The organism is Dyadobacter bucti, assembly GCF_005869225.1.
Lineage (GTDB): Bacteria > Bacteroidota > Bacteroidia > Cytophagales > Spirosomataceae > Dyadobacter > Dyadobacter bucti.
On sequence record NZ_SWFP01000005.1, the window covers coordinates 547,547 to 565,614 of the forward strand.

General features: G+C 45.6%; 15 protein-coding genes. All 15 read left to right on the plus strand.

From position 1 onward, the window contains the following. Positions 1-21 precede the first annotated feature (21 nt). The 15 genes from rocD (at position 22) to FBF61_RS19190 (ending at position 18,063) form a co-directional block, all read left to right on the plus strand. A complete protein-coding gene (gene rocD, locus FBF61_RS19120; protein WP_138480202.1) occupies positions 22-1,284 on the plus strand; it encodes an ornithine--oxo-acid transaminase in 1,263 nt (420 codons plus the stop codon). After that, positions 1,281-2,675 (plus strand): S41 family peptidase, encoded by a 1,395-nt coding sequence (locus tag FBF61_RS19125; RefSeq protein ID WP_138480204.1) that lies wholly within the window; start codon positions 1,281-1,283, stop codon positions 2,673-2,675. The genes rocD and FBF61_RS19125 overlap by 4 nt, the downstream gene beginning before the upstream one ends. A gap of 79 nt (positions 2,676-2,754) precedes the next feature. After that, positions 2,755-3,009 carry a GlsB/YeaQ/YmgE family stress response membrane protein gene (locus FBF61_RS19130; RefSeq protein ID WP_138480206.1) on the plus strand — a complete coding sequence of 85 codons (255 nt, stop codon included), beginning with the start codon at positions 2,755-2,757 and terminating at the stop codon, positions 3,007-3,009. Between the two features lie 113 nt (positions 3,010-3,122). Then, entirely contained in the window at positions 3,123-4,637 is a 1,515-nt protein-coding gene (locus FBF61_RS19135; RefSeq protein ID WP_138480208.1) for a GH3 auxin-responsive promoter family protein, read from the plus strand. A gap of 244 nt (positions 4,638-4,881) precedes the next feature. Then, positions 4,882-7,980 (plus strand): AAA family ATPase, encoded by a 3,099-nt coding sequence (locus tag FBF61_RS19140; protein WP_138480210.1) that lies wholly within the window; start codon positions 4,882-4,884, stop codon positions 7,978-7,980. 326 nt (positions 7,981-8,306) lie between these two features. Further along, the gene (locus FBF61_RS19145; RefSeq protein WP_138480511.1) at positions 8,307-9,506 is read left to right on the plus strand and encodes a hypothetical protein; all 1,200 of its coding nucleotides are present in this window, start codon (positions 8,307-8,309) and stop codon (positions 9,504-9,506) included. A 152-nt stretch (positions 9,507-9,658) separates the two neighbouring features. Continuing rightward, entirely contained in the window at positions 9,659-10,045 is a 387-nt protein-coding gene (locus FBF61_RS19150; RefSeq protein WP_138480212.1) for a sugar 3,4-ketoisomerase, read from the plus strand. Beyond that, the gene (locus FBF61_RS19155) at positions 10,042-11,139 is read left to right on the plus strand and encodes a DegT/DnrJ/EryC1/StrS family aminotransferase (RefSeq protein WP_138480214.1); all 1,098 of its coding nucleotides are present in this window, start codon (positions 10,042-10,044) and stop codon (positions 11,137-11,139) included. The genes FBF61_RS19150 and FBF61_RS19155 overlap by 4 nt, the downstream gene beginning before the upstream one ends. Then, positions 11,136-12,056 carry a glycosyltransferase family 2 protein gene (locus FBF61_RS19160; RefSeq protein ID WP_138480216.1) on the plus strand — a complete coding sequence of 307 codons (921 nt, stop codon included), beginning with the start codon at positions 11,136-11,138 and terminating at the stop codon, positions 12,054-12,056. Before FBF61_RS19155 ends, FBF61_RS19160 begins: the two co-directional genes overlap by 4 nt. Beyond that, positions 12,053-12,820 carry a class I SAM-dependent methyltransferase gene (locus FBF61_RS19165; RefSeq protein ID WP_138480218.1) on the plus strand — a complete coding sequence of 256 codons (768 nt, stop codon included), beginning with the start codon at positions 12,053-12,055 and terminating at the stop codon, positions 12,818-12,820. The genes FBF61_RS19160 and FBF61_RS19165 overlap by 4 nt, the downstream gene beginning before the upstream one ends. A gap of 99 nt (positions 12,821-12,919) precedes the next feature. Next, positions 12,920-13,714, plus strand: coding sequence for an SDR family NAD(P)-dependent oxidoreductase (locus FBF61_RS19170; RefSeq protein ID WP_138480221.1), 795 nt, complete (start codon positions 12,920-12,922; stop codon positions 13,712-13,714). A gap of 108 nt (positions 13,715-13,822) precedes the next feature. Then, positions 13,823-14,401, plus strand: coding sequence for a TetR/AcrR family transcriptional regulator (locus tag FBF61_RS19175; RefSeq protein ID WP_138480223.1), 579 nt, complete (start codon positions 13,823-13,825; stop codon positions 14,399-14,401). Positions 14,402-14,452: 51 nt separating this feature from the next. Beyond that, a complete protein-coding gene (locus tag FBF61_RS19180) occupies positions 14,453-15,454 on the plus strand; it encodes a quinone oxidoreductase family protein (RefSeq protein ID WP_138480225.1) in 1,002 nt (333 codons plus the stop codon). A gap of 80 nt (positions 15,455-15,534) precedes the next feature. Continuing rightward, positions 15,535-16,140, plus strand: coding sequence for an NAD(P)H-dependent oxidoreductase (locus tag FBF61_RS19185; RefSeq protein WP_138480227.1), 606 nt, complete (start codon positions 15,535-15,537; stop codon positions 16,138-16,140). 51 nt (positions 16,141-16,191) lie between these two features. After that, positions 16,192-18,063 (plus strand): monovalent cation:proton antiporter-2 (CPA2) family protein, encoded by a 1,872-nt coding sequence (locus FBF61_RS19190; RefSeq protein ID WP_138480229.1) that lies wholly within the window; start codon positions 16,192-16,194, stop codon positions 18,061-18,063. Positions 18,064-18,068 lie beyond the last annotated feature (5 nt).

An 18,068-nucleotide genomic window follows, 5' to 3' on the forward strand; every position in this document is an offset into this window, starting at 1 on the left:
TTGCTCAATTTATCTACTAAAATGACCAGCTATACAGACACAATCGCAATGAGCGCTTCCCGGCGGGCGATGGAATTGGAATACAAATACGGCGCGCACAATTACAAACCAATGCCTGTAGTGCTGGAAAAAGGATCGGGCGTGCATGTATGGGATGTGGACGGGAAACAGTATCTCGATTTTCTGTCTGCATACAGTGCTGTCAGCCAGGGCCATTGTCATCCGGCTATTGTAGGTGCGATGATAGAGCAGGCTCAAAAACTTACGCTCACTTCCCGCGCATTTTACAACGACCGCCTGGGCGAATGTGAAAAATTCCTGTGCGAATATTTCGGATATGATAAGGTATTGATGATGAATTCCGGCGTAGAGGGAGGCGAAACAGCCCTTAAACTGACCCGGAAATGGGCTTATAAAGTCAAAGGGATTGCACCCAATAAGGCCAAAACTGTATATGCTTCCGGCAATTTCTGGGGACGCACGCTGGCCGCGATTTCCGCTTCGACGGACCCTTCAAGTACAGATGATTATGGGCCGTTTTTGCCGGGCTGCGAAATCATTCCCTATGACGATCTCGACGCACTGGAGAATATCCTGAAAAGCGATCCCGATATCGCCGGTTTTATGGTGGAGCCGATCCAGGGTGAAGCTGGTGTGGTGGTACCCAAAGAAGGGTATCTGAAAGGTGTGCGTGAATTATGCAGTCGGTACAACGTACTTTTTATAGCTGATGAAGTGCAGACGGGGATCGGGCGTACAGGCAAACGACTGGCCTGCGACTGGGAGGGAGTGAAGCCGGATATCCTGGTTTTGGGCAAAGCACTTTCTGGCGGTACCATGCCCGTTTCTGCTGCATTTGCCGATGACGGGATTATGCTTACCATAGCGCCGGGCGAACATGGATCGACATACGGAGGCAACCCGCTGGCTTGTGCAGTTACCATTGCTGCTTTACGGGTTGTTGACGATGAAAATCTGAGTGAAAATGCCGAAGTAATGGGGAGGCTTTTCCGGAGCAGAATGATCGATTTGCAACAACAATGTTCTCTCATTGAAATCGTTAGAGGGAAAGGACTTTTGAACGCAATCGTTATTAATGATACTGAGGAGAGTGAAACGGCGATGAACCTTTGTTACCGGATGATGGAGAAGGGCTTGCTCTGCAAACCCACCCATGGTAACAAAATACGTTTTGCACCGCCTTTGGTTATTAATGAGCAACAAATGAACCTGGCCTGTGATATTATCAGCGAAGTATTTCTGGAAATGAATGGAAAGCTATGAGAGCAAAACTATTGATTTATTTTATCGTTCTCGCCGGATTGCTATCGGCTTGTCGCGACAAAAACGTTGATCCTGCGTCACAAACGGAGACTAACAAGTGGATTTATGAACAAATGAAGTATTGGTACTATTGGAACGACCACATTACCACTTCTCCCGATTTGTCCAAGGATCCCAAAGACCTGTTCGAATCGCTCCTTTATAAATACGACGCAACGCTCCGTCCCGACGGCGATAGATTCTCGTGGATCGACGAAAGCGCCGAGAATTTGCAGGCGTCTCTGAGCGGTGAAACCAAGACAACCGGAATGGAATACAAGCTGACCTATTTTCCAGCGGGCAGCAAAAATATAATAGGTGTAGTTTTATATGCCAATCCGGATTCTCCGGCTGCAAAAGCAGGGTTTGTGAGAGGCGATATCTTTAACAAAGTCAATGACCAGCAACTGACTTCATCCAATTACAGCGCCCTCCTGAAACCCGAAGGGACTTTGACTTTCGGCCTCGCGAAGATCAAAGACGGCGTGCTGGAAGAAAGTGACGTCAAAAGAAGTGTGGCGCCGGTTGTGTTCCAGGCGGATCCTGTTTTCTTTGATACCGTTTACACTTATGGTGCCAACAAAATCGGATATGTGGTTTATCATCAGTTTATTCCGGGTCCCAACAGCGGACCGAACAATAAACTTTATGATCAGAAGCTCGATAATATTTTTGCCTCTTTCAAAACCAGCAATGTAACTTCTCTCATTGTTGACCTTCGGTATAATCCGGGGGGATATGTGAGCTCTGCGACGAACCTTGCCAGCCTTATTGTAAAAGGGTCGGCGAATGATATTTTTTATTATAAAGAATACAATCCGGGAGTTACCGAAGCAAGTAAAAAGAAATATGGTGAATCATTCTTTTACGACAAATTCGTTACAAAAAGCCAGAATATCGGGCCTAATCTAAAAAATCTGGTGCTGCTGGTTTCTTCACGGTCTGCCTCAGCCAGCGAACTGCTGATCAACGGGTTAAAACCATATATGGATGTGACGCTGGTCGGTGGAAAAACGGTTGGTAAAAATGTAGGCTCCATCACGTTAAGCAATACCGAGGGCGGGATCAAATGGGGATTGCAGCCTATTGTTTCCAAATCGCTTAATAAAGACCACAAATCCGATTACTCGACCGGCTTTATCCCGGACGTGGAGAGTTACGAGGGCAATGTCCTTTACAAATATGGCAGCCCGGCGGATCCGCTACTGGGTGAGGCACTTTTCAAAATAGTTGGTACCCGCGTAGCCCGTGAAGCATCTAATGCAAGGGTGGCCGCAGAAGCCGAAAGCCAGGAGATCATGTCGACCATTGAAGCCAAGGCCGGAGGAAGCAATATGTTTTTTGATAAATAGACCGACCTGCATTCGGCATGGTTTTTATACCAGTTTAGTCGTAACAGTAATATTTCTGTTTTAATCTAAACTAAACAATATGGGTATTTTAACATGGATCATCGTTGGCCTCGTGGCAGGAGCGATCGCAAAAGCAATACATCCTGGCAAGGATCCGGGCGGTTTTATAGTAACAATTCTGATTGGTATTGCAGGTGCGGTAATAGGAGGCTGGATATCGTCGTTGCTTGGCTATGGAACCGTTGATGGATTCGATCTGGGAAGTCTTGTAATAGCTATTTTGGGCGCTATTTTACTCCTTTTCATATATAGAAAGTTTAGCAGCAGGACGTAAAAACATTCTGTTTGGGAGATGGTGAGGGAAACAAGTCAAAACTGTTCTCTCACCATTTTTTATTGCTATTTTTACAAAATTGCAAATGAGTAATTCTAACTAATTGACAACACATGAAGCTGGTGAATGATATGACTGTCTGGTTTTTGAAGCGTCGCTTTGAAAGGATCGAACAGTTTATGAAATACCCGATTGAGACCCAGCAACGTATATTTTCCGAGCTTCTGGAAACAGCCCGCTATACCGAGTGGGGAAGTACCTATAACTACGGGCAGATCAGGTCGATAAAGGAATATCAGGAGCAGGTTCCTGTTTCAACTTACGAAGAATTATATCCATATATAGAGCGGGTGCTCAAAGGCGAGCCCAATGTGATGTGGCCGTCCCAAATCGAGTGGTTTTCCAAATCTTCGGGAACTACGAACGCCCGCAGCAAATTTTTGCCAGTGTCGCCGGAGGCCCTTGAAGAATGCCACTATGAGGGGGGCAAGGATATGATGACCCTGCTCATTAATAACCGCCCCGATACACGTGTTTTTGATGGGAAGGGGTTGTCCATAGGCGGGACCTTACATGCCAATCCTTTCGACGATTATACCCAGATCGGCGACGTGTCGGCCGTGATCATGCAAAATCTGCCGTCTTGGGCCGAATTCATGCGCACACCTCCGCTGGAGGTTGCCTTGATGGACCACTGGGAGAGCAAACTGGAAAAAATGGCTTCGATCTGTTCACAGGAAAATGTAACCAGCATATTGGGTGTACCCACCTGGACCATCGTGCTGCTGGATCAGATCCTGGAACTGACGGGTAAAAAGAATATGCTCGAAGTATGGCCGGATTTTGAAGTTTTTGTCCACGGTGCCGTTTCTTTTGAGCCTTACAGGGATCTTTTTATGACCAAATATTTCCCGTCTGACCAGGTTCTTTATCTGGAAACTTACAGTGCGTCAGAAGGGTTTTTTGCTATTCAGGACGATGTCAACAGAGTTGGAGAAATGTTGCTGATGCTGGACTACGGTATTTTTTATGAATTCGTCCCGGTTGAGGAAGTAGGAAAAAAACATCCGAAAGCGCTTCTGCTCGACGAAGTAGAGGTTGGAAAGAACTACGCGCTGGTGATATCTACCAATGCCGGTTTGTGGCGGTACCTGATTGGTGATACTGTGAAATTCACTTCAAAATATCCTTTCCGGGTCAAAGTAAGCGGGCGTACCAAGCATTTTATCAATGCTTTCGGTGAAGAGGTGATTGTAGAAAATGCCGATCATGCAATTAAAGTCGCCGCACAGAAAACAGACTCACTGGTCGCAAATTATACTGCCGGGCCTGTTTACATGGGCGACGGCGCCCGGGGGCGTCATGAATGGATCATTGAATTTACAAAAGAGCCGGAGAACCGGGAGGATTTTACCCGCGCACTGGACGAAGCCCTGCGGGAGGTAAACTCTGACTATGATGCCAAACGTTATAAAGATATGGCTCTTCTGGCTCCGCTGATCCATTTCGTTCCTGCAGGCACTTTCTACGCCTGGATGGGTAAACTACATAAGCTCGGCGGGCAAAATAAAGTGCCGAGGCTGAGCAACAACAGGGAATACCTGGACGATTTGCTGGGAAGTCTGTAAGGGCTTTGGGCTATCGGCCGTCAGCTGGGTTTTGCTTTTAATTCTAATTTACTGAAAATCATAAAAGCCGAAAGCTGATCGCTGATGGCCGATAGCAATAAGTTACCTTGTTTAATTTCACCTGCAATTCCCAAAAAAGCCGAAAGCCGAGCGCTGATGGCCGACAGCAATAATATATTTCATCTAATTTCACCTACAACCCCAAAACGCCGAAAGCTGAAAGCCGACGGCCGACAGCTTTCGAATGATCCCCAAATATCTCAAAATAAAAGGCTTATATTCTTACCAGACTGAGCAGGAAATCCATTTTGATGCATTAACAGATGCTGCGTTGTTCGGGATTTTCGGAGCGGTGGGCAGCGGAAAATCTTCGATCCTGGAAGCGATCACGTTTGCCTTGTACGGAGATACCGAACGGCTTAATAGGTCGGGGGATGACCGTACTTATAACATGATGAATCTCCGGTCGGACGAACTGCTGATCGATTTTGAATGTATTGCGGGAAAAACCGGGGAACGCTACAGGTTTACGGTTAAGGGGAAAAGGAACAGCAAAAATTTCAAGGAAGTAAAAACCTTTGAGCGGAGAGCCTATGTCTGGCAGGATGAAAACTGGGTGCCGCTGGCTGAAAGTGAGACTACGGAAAGTATCATCGGACTTAGTTATGACAATTTTCGTCGCACGATCATTATCCCGCAAGGCAGGTTTCAGGAATTTATTGAGCTGAAAGATGCGGAGCGGACGAGGATGATGAAGGAGCTTTTTCAGCTGGAAAAGTATGACCTGAGCCGGAATGTGGGATCCCTGTCCAAGCAAAATGATATCGCGCTTTCCAGTCTGGACGGGCAGCTTCTCGGGTTGGGAGAAATTAACCCCGAAATGGTCGCGGCGGAGGAGAAGAGAAGGGACGAGGTACGACAGGAGATAAAAAAAACCAGTGAGGAGCTTTTGATACAAACGGCTCTTGAAAGCAGTTTGCAAAAACTAAAATTAATTGCTGAAAAGGTTCAGTTACTACAAAATCAACTATCGGTACTGGAAGTCAAAGGTCCGGAAATGCAACACCGGGAGGAGGTGCTGAGAGTTTTTGAAATCTGCTCCGTGCATTTTAAATCAATCCTGGACCAGAAAAAAAATCTTGCATTAGGTATCATAAGAGACCAGCAGGTTTTTGATAGCAATCAGGTCCGGATTACAGATTTAGGAAGTCTGGTTATAAAACAAAAAGAAGTACTGGCTCAATTAAAACCTCAATATGAGAAGCGGGAGGAACTTCTGGACACGGCAGATGAACTTGAAAAAGTAATTCAGATCCTGGAAAACGCAAATTTATCAGTTAAAAAGAAAGGGGCGCTTGCCAGAGGAGAGGAGCAGTTGAATGAAAAGGAAATGGCGCTCGGCCTGGCAAGGAAACAGAAAGAGCAAAAAGAAGCGGAAAATGAATTGAGGAAAAGTCAGTTGGTTGATATTCAGGAGATAAGCCTTGTTAAAACCTGGTTCGCCAAATCTGATGATCTTGTAGAGCTCAGACAATCTATCAAAAAAGAAGCCGAAGACCTGCAAACGGAGATAGGGAGGTTGGTTAATGAATTAAAAGGTAAAATTGAAGAAGCGAATCAACAATTTACGCTGAAAATTGGTGACGACCTGACATTGGAATTGTTTCAGAATGCAGTGCAGGAATACCTGGCAGGCAATGAAAATGAGCAGAAAAACCTGGCCAGGCAATTGCTTCAAACCAATACCAGGCTGGCGCTGCATCAGTATGCCGGAAGTCTGGAAGACGGCGAACCCTGCCCGCTTTGCGGCTCGCTGCACCATCCTGATATTTTGCAAACGGATCATTCATTTTCCGATGAGGTCAGGCAAATTGAAAAGCGCACCGCGGTTCTGAATGATCTGGAAAAATCCGTTAGGAAGTTCCAGTCGCCGGTTGAAAGGCTGTTTAGTCAGATCGAAAATCTTGAAAAAAATAAAACTGTGATCAAGCAGCGCTGGGCTGAGGCAAAAGCGCGGATTGACTTACATGATCAAGATTTCATTTGGACAAAATTCAGTAAAAGCGACAGGGAGGGCTTTGACAAACATTTTACGGAAGTCAATAAAACCCAGGCAGAAATCAAGGAGAGTGAGGCTGCTATAAAGGCGATGTCGCTAAAAATAGAGGCGGATATTCTTGAAAAAACCGAAAAAATAGAAAAACCGCTGCAAATACTCCGGGATGAAATTAACAAGCTGGAAAGCATTACATCAACATTGACAGGACAGCTGCAAAAGGTAAAGCCTGAAGATTTTGAAGGAAAGGAAAAAGATGAAATCTCAGTTCAGATTATCGGTTTAAAGAATAGCTACAAGGAAATCATCGATTTGTACGAACGCACCGAGAAGCAGATTGACGCGCTAGAGAAGGAAAATGATATGCTGTCGGGAAGTCAGGCGACGCTTCGAACTGCGCTGGAAACAAGTAACGTTGATTTGGCAAATGTCCTGAATGCTATTGAAGCACAACTGAAAATATACGGATTTGAGTCTGAGGAGCAGGTTAACGAAATATTATCGAAGCCGATCCGGATTGAATCCGAAAGAAAGGAGATCAATGAATACAAGCTTTCGCTTGAAACTACGGCCAGAGAACTGCAAAATTTGCTGAAAGAAAATCCTGAGCAAGTATATCATGCCGAAAAGCATCAGGAAGTGATCCGCGCGAAGCAATCACTGGAAACAAACCTCCAGAATCACAGAAAGGAAGAAGGCGGATTGGACAGGCTTCTGAAAAAAATGGCAGAAGACCTGGAAAGAAAAGCTGCATTGTTAAAAGAGAAAGGCCGCCTCCAGCTTCGAAAAGAGCACCTGGATGACTTGGCGAAGCTTTTCCGGTCCAGTGGGTTTGTGGACTATGCGTCAAGTATTTACCTGCAAAACCTGATTCAGGCTGCCAATCACCGGTTTCATCAAATGACCCATCAGCAGCTTCATCTGGAATTGGGTGAAGGAAATAGTTTTTGGGTCCGTGACCTGCTCAACGGCGGGCATATGCGTTTGCTGAAAACGCTGTCGGGCGGGCAGAAATTTCAGGCAGCACTCTCGCTCGCGCTGGCTCTCGCAGACCATATCCATATACGGAATGAGTCGAAGCACAACTTCTTTTTTCTGGATGAAGGTTTTGGCTCGCTGGACAAAAATGCGCTGCAGACCGTTTTTGACACACTGAAATCTTTGCGCAAGGAAAACCGCATCGTCGGAATTATCAGTCACGTGGAAGATTTGCAGCAGGAAATCCAGACTTATCTGAAAATTACGGAGAGTGAAGAAGGCAGCCGTATTGTGGCGAGCTGGGAATAAAAAAATCACCTCATCTGAAGTCAGCAACGCTATGAAAACCCCGTGAGAGATAGTCAACAGAAAGGAAAGTAGAGCTCAAAGTGAATGTATAATGCGAAAAGGGAACGCAAACAGCATCGCTAGTGTGAGCAAGTATCAAGGAAGGTATCGATTCCGGAAGTAACAACGGACATGAATCTCTTCAAATCGTATAAATTTATCAAAAAATAATATTGTTTCCTCCTATTTATATAAAAAAATCAAATCATTTTCGCTTCTTCGATCCGCTATTTTGATTTTGCTATTAAAATGTATCTTTGAAATCCAATATACGTCTTATACGCACTATGCTTTTTGAAAATTTCTACCAGGCATTTTTGTTTTGGATTGAATCAAAGCTGTCGGGAAAACACTGGCTGTGGAAACTCACCCTGTTTTCGGTTTGTCTCTCTCTTTTTTTAGCCGTTCCTCCTTACTCACTTCTTGCGGCGCATTTGAAAGAAACCGGTGTAAAACTGGATGCCTGGATTTTCATTCACAACCAGGCAGAGGATCTTTTTCATCCCAAAGACATTACGTATGACGTAAGACGTGAAAATATGGTGATGCGGTGGACGCTACCTCTTCTTTCATTTCTGACCCATAACAATATACTCCTGATAATTTTGCTTCAGGGTGCGCTGGGAGTGCTGTTTCTTTATAAGATCGCGAGCTATACTTTCACGGTGTCGCAAGATAAGCTCATAACCAGCTTGCTGATCTTGTCTATTGCCAACATTTTTGTAACGGTCTGGATCTTTGCAGACGTACATGGTTATGGGGATGGATTTGCTTACTTTTTTTTGCTGACTGCCCTTTTAAGCCGAAAACCTGTGCTGATATTTCTATGCCTGCAGGCTGCTTTTTTTACCGATGAAAGGGCTGTCGTGGCCGGAGGCTATCTCTTGCTCTGGTGGATCGTTACAAAAGCTTATGCGAAAAACGATTTCAGCTTTTCGGCTTTGTTGAAAAATACTTTCACAGGCGAAAGTGCTGTTGTGTGGGTTGCCTGGGCTATTTATTTCGGGATACGTCACTATGTACTCGCTACCTATTTTCCCGGTCATAGCTATTCTACTATCGGCACTCCCGTACTCTTTGCAGATGCCCATCGAAATGGACTTGGGAGCAGTATCTGGGGCGCTTTTGAAGGGACCTGGCTACTTTTGATCGCAGGGGCACTCGGCTTGTATCTTACCGGACGCTATATTTTAATGGCTGCTCTCAGCTTCGGTTTTATCATACTTGTAGCCACAGGGATATATGTGCACGACATCGACAGAGCGCTTTCTTACGGGTTCCCTTTTTTGTTGATGGCATTATTTGTACTTTTAAAAATCGCATCACGTTCCTCAATACGCAAGGTCCTTTTTTTTACAATGGTCATCTGCGTTACGCATCCCCAGGTTTTTTATATGGGATATAATAAAATCTTATGGCTCGAACCGCTTCCTGTGAAGGCGGCAATGCTTCTGGACCGTTATATGGGCTGGAATCTTTTTAATTAGGATGAACGATAGATTAACTATGATTTTTTGTGAAAATTTTGGTATAAAGTGAATTTTAGCTAAATCGTATCTTCGTATCTCACCGTTCTTCCAACAGGCATTCAACGTTTATTTCTGAAATACGAATTATCCAACACATGTGAAATATCAATATGCCATTATTAATTGAGTTGAACACTTTTAATACAGGTTCCGGTAACCTGACAGTTTTTGAAAAGATCATTCCCGGTACAATAAAACGGGCATTTTACATTTACGGAGCTGGCAATACACAGCGGGGAGGTCACAGACATCACAAAACCTGGAATGCCCTTATTTGTCTTAGCGGACATTGCCGTGTTTATTCAAACGACGGAGAAAAAGAAGAACATTTCCTGCTCGATAACCCTGCCTTATGCCTCATTCTGGAGCCTAAGGACTGGCATATCATGGATTCCTTCTCGGATGATGCGATCCTGCTGGTGCTTTCCAACGAATATTACGACCAGGCGGACTACATTGATGAACCCTACCTGCTGAACGACTCCGTTTCCCAATGATCCCTTTCCTGGATTTGAATGAGGTGAATGCACCTTATCTGACCGCTATTGAAGAAGCTTCATTACGGGTACTTCGATCTGGCTGGTATATTCTGGGTAATGAATTAAAGCAGTTTGAAAAAGCTTTTGCAGCATATTGCGGGGCGGATCACTGTATTGGCGTGGCCAATGGGCTGGATGCCATTACCCTTATTTTGAAAGCATTTGACTTTCCAGAAGGGAGTGAGGTTATTGTTCCGGCTAATACGTATATCGCTTCCGTATTGCCCGTCAGCTTTCTCAATCTGGTTCCGGTTTTGGTAGAGCCGGATCCTGTTACTATGCTCCTGGATCCCGGCAGGATAGAGGAAAAAATTACGGAGAAAACCCGGGCCATCATCAGTGTCGATCTGTATGGCCGTAGCTGCGAAATGGATCCGATTACGAAGCTCGCTGAGAAGCATAACCTGAAAGTAATCACCGATGCAGCCCAGGCACATGGTGCGATGTATCAAAACAGGAAAGTTGGCAGTATTGCCGATGCGACTGCTTTCAGCTTTTATCCTACGAAAAACCTTGGGGCACTGGGTGATGCAGGTGCGGTTACAACTTGCGATGAACAGCTTGCTGAAAAAATAAGATGCCTGAGAAATTACGGGTCGGTAGTGAGATATCAGAATGATTACCAGGGGATTAATTCCAGGCTGGACGAGCTGCAGGCAGCGATCCTGCACGTCAAGTTGCCTTTTCTGGATCCGGAAAACAAAAGAAGGCGCCAAATAGCGGCCCGGTACCTGAGCGGGATCGAAGTACGTAATCTCACGTTACCACCGGCCGACAGGCCGATGGAAGATGTCTGGCACCTGTTTGTAGTCAGGCATCCCAAAAAGGCTGAACTGATCAGTTATCTGGATTCGAAAAACATACAAACGAATGTACATTACCCGCTGCCAATCCATAAACAACAGGCTTACCAGCATCTCCATGGACTGGACTTGCCTGTTACCGAGCAGATTCACCGGGAAGTAGTTAGTTTGCCTCTCAACCCTGTTCTGACCGACGAAGACGTTGATTATATCATACATACTTTGAATCAATTTGACGATCATTTATGAAATTATCCGTCATTATCCCGGTATATAACAGCGAAAAGACGATCGCCCCTCTGGTAGAAACTTTACTGCACGCCCTTTCCGCTATCTCTTTCGAAATCGTGATGGTGAATGATGGCAGCCGGGATTCCTCGGAAGTGATTTGCAAGGAAATAGCCAGTAACTACTCTAATGTAAAATTCATTTCTCTCCGTCGTAATTATGGTGAATTTAATGCTGTTATGTGCGGGTTAAATTGGGCATATGGAGACTACTCGGTAATGATAGATGATGATTTTCAAAATCCTCCTGCCGAAATTTTGAAATTGGTTGAGAAGGCGGAAAGTGAAAATTGTGACGTTGTGTATACGTACTATGCAAGAAAACAGCATTCCGTCGGGCGTAATCTGGGCAGTAAAATGGTGAACTGGCTGACAGGCTATTTGCTCAACAAACCGAAGGGTCTTTACTTATCCAGCTTCAAATTGATCAGAAAAGAGGTGGTCCGGGAAATTATTAAATACCAGGGGCCATATCCTTATATCGACGGGCTGATTTTCAGGATTACCCGTAGCATAGGAACAGTTTCCGTCACCCATTTGAAAAGAGAAGAGGGCGTGTCCAATTATACATGGACCAAGTTGATCTCTTTGTTTCTCAACATACTTTTTTGTTATTCTTCCCTGCCGATCCGGCTTTTCGTACCCATCGGCTTAGGGTTGTTCGGGCTGGGATTTTTGCTTTTGTGCTTCCTAACGTTACAATGGATTATCGGCCCCGACCCGAAAGGCTGGCAGGTGGTGACTGCAACGTTCATTTTTGTGGGCGGGATCCAATGCATCCTGCTGAGTGTGCTCGGAGAATACATCGGGAAAAGTTTTATGGCCCAAAGCGGCCAGCCGCAATATGTGATCAAGTACAACAGCGAAGAGGCGCTATGATAAACAACAGACTGGAATATCAGCGGATGTACGATGTGGAGCGGAAACTATGGTGGTATCAAATCCTGCATTCTAAAGTGCTGGGGCACATCAGGCGGCATTTCAAGACTGATCATTCTGAAATACGGATTCTGGATGCGGCCTGCGGGACAGGCGGCCTGTTATCTTTTTTGAGGGAAAAAGGATATAATCATCTCACCGGGTTCGATTATTCGGCTCACGCTATTGATTTTTCAAGAGAAAGAAATCTTGAAGTAAACTTTGGAGACCTCAAAAAAGTAGGAGAATTCAGACCTGGAAAGGTTTTTGATGTCATTTGCTGTAACGATGCACTCTACTTTCTGACGGATGAGGAAATTATTTCAGCACTTAAGTCCTTTAAGGAAAAGCTCAATCCGAACGGTATTCTGATTGTGAACATCCATGCATTTGAAGCATTTTCCGGTACACATGACCTGGCTGTCGGGAGTTCGAGGCGGTTTACGCTCACCGATTTCAGAATTTACAGTGCCGCTGCTGATTTTAAGATAACTTATCATACATACTGGCCTTTCGCGCTTTCTTTGCCAATTTTTGCTATCAGGCAATGGCAGAAATTCCGCATCCGCAACCATAATACTGATGCGCAGCAACCGGATTCTGATGTAAAATTTCCTGGTAAACCACTGAATTCTCTCCTTCTCGCAGTGACAAAAGCAGAAGCCGCGCTATTGCCCCGGGCTCCTTTTGGCAGTTCTCTGTTTATGGTTTTTGAAAAAACCTGAATTTCGGTTTTATCTGGTAAAAGTAAAAAAGAATGTAGGTTCAGACCGGACGATTTTTTGGCGGAGTGTGTTATCATCTTGCCGAATTATCAAAATTATATGGATTTACAACTTACCGGAAAGACTGCTTTTATTAGCGGTTCCACACAGGGGATCGGATTTGCGATTGCTCAGAATTTATTAAAAGAAGGCGCTGCGGTTGTCATCAACGGCAGGTCAGCATCGAAAGTAGCTGACGCCGTCAGTAAATTAAAGGATTTATACCCGGAGGCGAATGTATCTGGATTCGAAGCGGATTTTTCAAAGGTTGATGAAGTAAATGCCTTGCTGGAAAAGCTTCCCGAAATCGATATCCTTATCAATAATGCGGGTATTTTTGAACCGAAGCCTTTTGTAGAAATTACAGACGAAGAGTGGTTCAACTTTTTCGAGGTCAATGTCCTGAGCGGCGTCCGCTTGTCCAGACACTTCTTCCCTAAAATGATCGCCAAAAACTGGGGTCGCATCATCTTTATTTCCAGCGAATCAGCTGTGAACATCCCTGAGGAAATGATCCACTACGGAATGACAAAAACGGCCCAGCTTGCTGTGAGCAGGGGATTGTCGGAGCTTACCAGAGGTACAAATGTGACGGTCAATTCCGTTTTACCCGGCCCTACAAAATCAGAAGGTGTCGCTGAATTTGTCAAACAACTGGCTGCTGCTGCCAACGTGACGCCTGAGGAAGCAGAGAAGGATTTTTTCAAAACAGCAAGACCTACTTCATTGCTTGAACGTTTTGCTTCGGTGGAAGAAATTGCAAATCTGGTCACCTACGTTGCGAGTCCGCTTTCATCCGGAACGAATGGTTCTGCCCTGAAAGTAGACGGAGGAGTAGCCAAGTTCATTATTTAAAGAAGGCTTCCGGAAGTTGCATTTCATAAATACCTCAAAATGTGCATCCGGAGCTTTTGATATTAACCTATTCTGGAACAAACGTTCTGAAATATTTGTCTGATAGATATGGCAAGAAACAAAGCATTTGAACCCGAAGAAAAACTGAAAAAGGCGAAAGATCTTTTCTGGCAAAAAGGATACAGCGGCACCACAATGCAGGACCTCGTCGATACTATGGGTCTCAACCGCGGCAGCATTTATGATACTTACGGAGACAAGCACAGTCTTTTTCTCATGTGCCTCACAAGCTATGCAGATAGTACCTTGGCGGACTTTCAGCAAGCCGTGACGGAAACGAAATCGCCCCTGAAAGCGATAGAGAAAATCATAAAACGGGCTGTGGTCAGGACGGTTGCGGAAGGAAAAACATGCATGGGCGTGAAGTCGACTTTTGAGCTGGCTTCGGTGGACGCAGAGGTGCACACCATATTAAAGGACAATACCAACGGGATGGTTGCGGTGCTCAAAGAGTTGGTAAAGAAAGCGCAAAAAGCTGGGGAAATCAGTGCCAAGCGTGATCCGGGTGTAGTGGCAGCCTTTATTGTAGCCAATTTTACGGGATTCTGGCAGTTTTATCTGGTTTATCAGGATGCGGCGCTGATACAGCAGCAGGCGGATTTTTTAATCAGATCCATAAAGAAATAGTTTTGCGTTATTCTTGAATGTACGTTCAGGAATGTGTTAATGTTCAAGTATATGTTAAGCTCCTATAAAGAATCAGAAAATAGATCAGGCGTAATAAAAATCTACCAGCAGGGGGCACCATCTGTGCTTCAGTATACGAAAGAGGTGGTTCCGGAGCCTGGCCCGGGACAAGTGCAGGTAAGGCAGGCCGCTATCGGGCTGAATTTTATTGATACTTATTTCAGGGATGGAAAATTCCCGGTGAAATCATTCCCCTACACACCCGGCGTTGAAGGAGCCGGTACTGTCGAGGCAGTGGGCCCCTGGGTTACGGATTTTAAAGTCGGTGACCGGGTAGGATATCACTTCATTCCGGGTTCATACTCGGAAGTCCGCAATGTTTCCACGCATCAGTTGATAACCCTGCCAGAGGATATCACTTTCGAGCAGGCAGCAGCGATATTGGTAAAAGGCTTTACTGCCAGGATGCTGGTAAGGTCTATTCATCAAGTATCGGAAGGAGAAGTGGTGTTGGTGCATGCTGCTGCTGGCGGGGTAGGTTCTCTGGTTGCGAAGTGGGCAAAATCGCTGGGTGCAACAGTGATAGGTACGGTAGGTTCGCCAAAGAAGCGGGATAATGCGATCAGAAATGGTGCAGACCATGTCTTTCTGGCTAATTGCGAGGGTTTTGCCAATTCGGTCAATGAAATTACCAAAGGAAAAGGAGTGGACGTGGTTTACGACGGTGTAGGCCGGGACACTTTTTCTCAATCGGTTGATCTGCTGCATGATGGCGGTAAAATTGTTTTGTACGGATCCTCTTCGGGGCAGCCGGAGCATATTAACCACGCCAGTCTGAGAGCGAGGGATATCACTTTATATACACCTGCACTGAGCGCCTACATTACAGATTATGACAGTTTACAACTTTATGCTGCCGATACCTTTGCTGCGTTTCATTCAGGTGTTTTTGGTGATTTGAGCATTACAAAATATCCTTTGTCACAAGTCAGCCAGGCACATACGGACCTGGAATCGAGGCTTACAACCGGCCTGGTTATTCTTGTTCCCTAGCTTTTCTGCAAATTTTCAGACCACCTTCTGTTGTCGTTTTTGTTATATTTACATTGATCAGCCGAACATATTTATTGATTATGCCAAAAATACTTATTCAGTTTGCGCATCCGACATTAAGTAAATCCAGCGTGCAGAAAACAATGGAAAGTTATTGCAGAACGGTCAAGGGCGTTACTTTTAATGACTTATACGAAAATTATCCGGATCTCTATATAGATGTAAAAAAGGAGCAGCAGCTTCTTTTACAGCACGACATTATCGTATTGCAGCACCCTTTTTACTGGTACAGCAGTCCGCCTATTATGAAGCAGTGGCTTGATCTGGTTCTGGAATACAACTGGGCATACGGGCCGGAAGGGAACAGGCTGGCCGGTAAAAAGATTTTCAACGCTTTATCCTGTGGTGGCTCGAAAGAGGCGTATAAAGATACGGGTTACAACCGCTTTCCTGTGAATGTGTACTTGCTTCCCTTCAATCAGACTGCCCATTTATGCAAAATGGAGTACCTTCCGCCCTTTGTTATTCATGAAACATATTCCATGAAACAGCAAACGATCGATGATCATGGAAAGCAGTATGCCAGTATTCTCAAAGCGTTTGTGAACAATGAAATTCAGCAGGAACATTATCAGCATATTGAATATCTCAATGAACTGCATCTGCTATCAGCCCTGAATTCCTAATCGAAGGCCCCGGTCTGCGGGTGTGTTTTACTATTTCTCTTTACTTATATCATGCAACAAACATTCTTCTTTCAGGCCATGATTTATCTGGCATCAGCCGTCATTATGGTGCCTGTTGCCAAGCGGTTGGGATTGGGCTCGGTACTGGGTTATCTGGTGGCTGGAGTGCTGATCGGGCCTGCGGGGCTGGAATTTATAGGTCTGGAAGGCCAGGACATCATGCATTTTGCTGAATTCGGGGTGGTGATGATGCTATTTGTGATCGGCCTCGAGCTGGAACCTTCCCGGCTTTGGCGCATGCGCAAGGACATTGCCGGACTTGGAGGCCTGCAGGTTGGGATTACGAGCCTTGTCGTGATGGGGCTGGCACTGGCTTTTGGTATATACTGGAAAGAAGCGCTGGCGCTCGGGTTGATAGTGGCCATGTCCTCCACAGCGATTGTGATGCAGACCCTGGATGAAAAGGGATGGCTGAAAACGGCTGCGGGACAAAGCTCTTTTGCTGTGCTTTTATTTCAGGATCTGGCTATAATTCCTATGCTGGCGTTATTTCCGCTGCTGGCGAGTAATCAGCCGGAAGAAGTAGCACATGGGTCAGAAAGTGGCTCTCTCGTGAGCAATTTGCCAGCCTGGGAACAGGCGGTGATCGTGCTTGGATCGGTTGCCATCGTGGTGGTCACAGGGAAGTATCTTCTGCGACCGGTTTTCCGTATCATGGCAAAAACCGGAATGAGGGAAATGTTTACCGCTATTGCCCTGCTGCTGGTGGTAGGCATTGCGGTGCTGATGACCTCCGTAGGACTCAGCCCGGCCCTCGGAGCGTTTCTGGCCGGGGTGGTACTGGCCAATTCGGAATACCGCCATGAACTGGAAAGTTCAATAGATCCGTTTAAAGGATTGTTGCTGGGGTTGTTCTTTATTTCGGTTGGATCATCCATTGATTTTCAATTGATCATATCAAAACCTTTGTTGATCATGGGGCTGGTGTCTGGCTTCATGATCTGCAAGGCGGCTATATTGTTTGCACTCGGAAAGATCTTTAAAGTAAGGACAGCCCAGAATTTTATATTCAGTTTCGGTTTGAGCCAGGTGGGGGAATTTGCTTTTGTGCTGCTGAGCTTTTCACTTCAGGAAGGTGTACTGACAAAGGATATTACAGACATTATGATGGCCGTTGTGGCTATAAGTATGGCACTTACGCCACTGGTGATGGTACTGAATGACAAGCTGATCCTCAGCAGGGTATGCAAGGTAGAGGAGGGGCTTCAGGTACAAAGGCCGAGCGACGTGGAGGAACAGGACAACCCGGTGATCATCGCAGGCTATGGACATTTTGGGAATACCATCGGACGTTTTTTACGTGCAAACAATGTCACTGCCACCGTTTTGGATAATGATAGTGACAACGTTGATTTTCTCAGGAGGATGGGATTGAAAGTGTATTATGGCGACGCTACCCGTTACGAGCTGCTGGACATTGCCGGAGCCAACAAAGCACAGATGATAATTATCGCTATCAACGATGAAGAAAAGCGGCTGGAAATGATCGAAACCGTTAAAAAACATTTCCCCCATCTGCATATCCTCGTTCGCTCCACCAACCGGAACGATGCCTACGATCTCATGAATGCGGGTATGATGCACATTTACAGAGAGACATTCGATACCAGTCTCCGTTTGGGAATTGATGCGCTGAAATTGCTTGGGCACCGAGCGCACGAGGCTACGCGGTCCGCCAAGACATTTTTTATCCACGATGAACGTACATTGAAACACCTTTCCAAGATCAGGAATGATGAGGAACTGTATCTCAATACCGTCAGGCAGAGTATTGAAGAACTCGAGATGATCATGCAGGCCGACCGCGAAGCCATGAACCTCGGGGCGATCGCAGGCTGGGAGCGAAAAGCCGAAAATGCCTGATTACC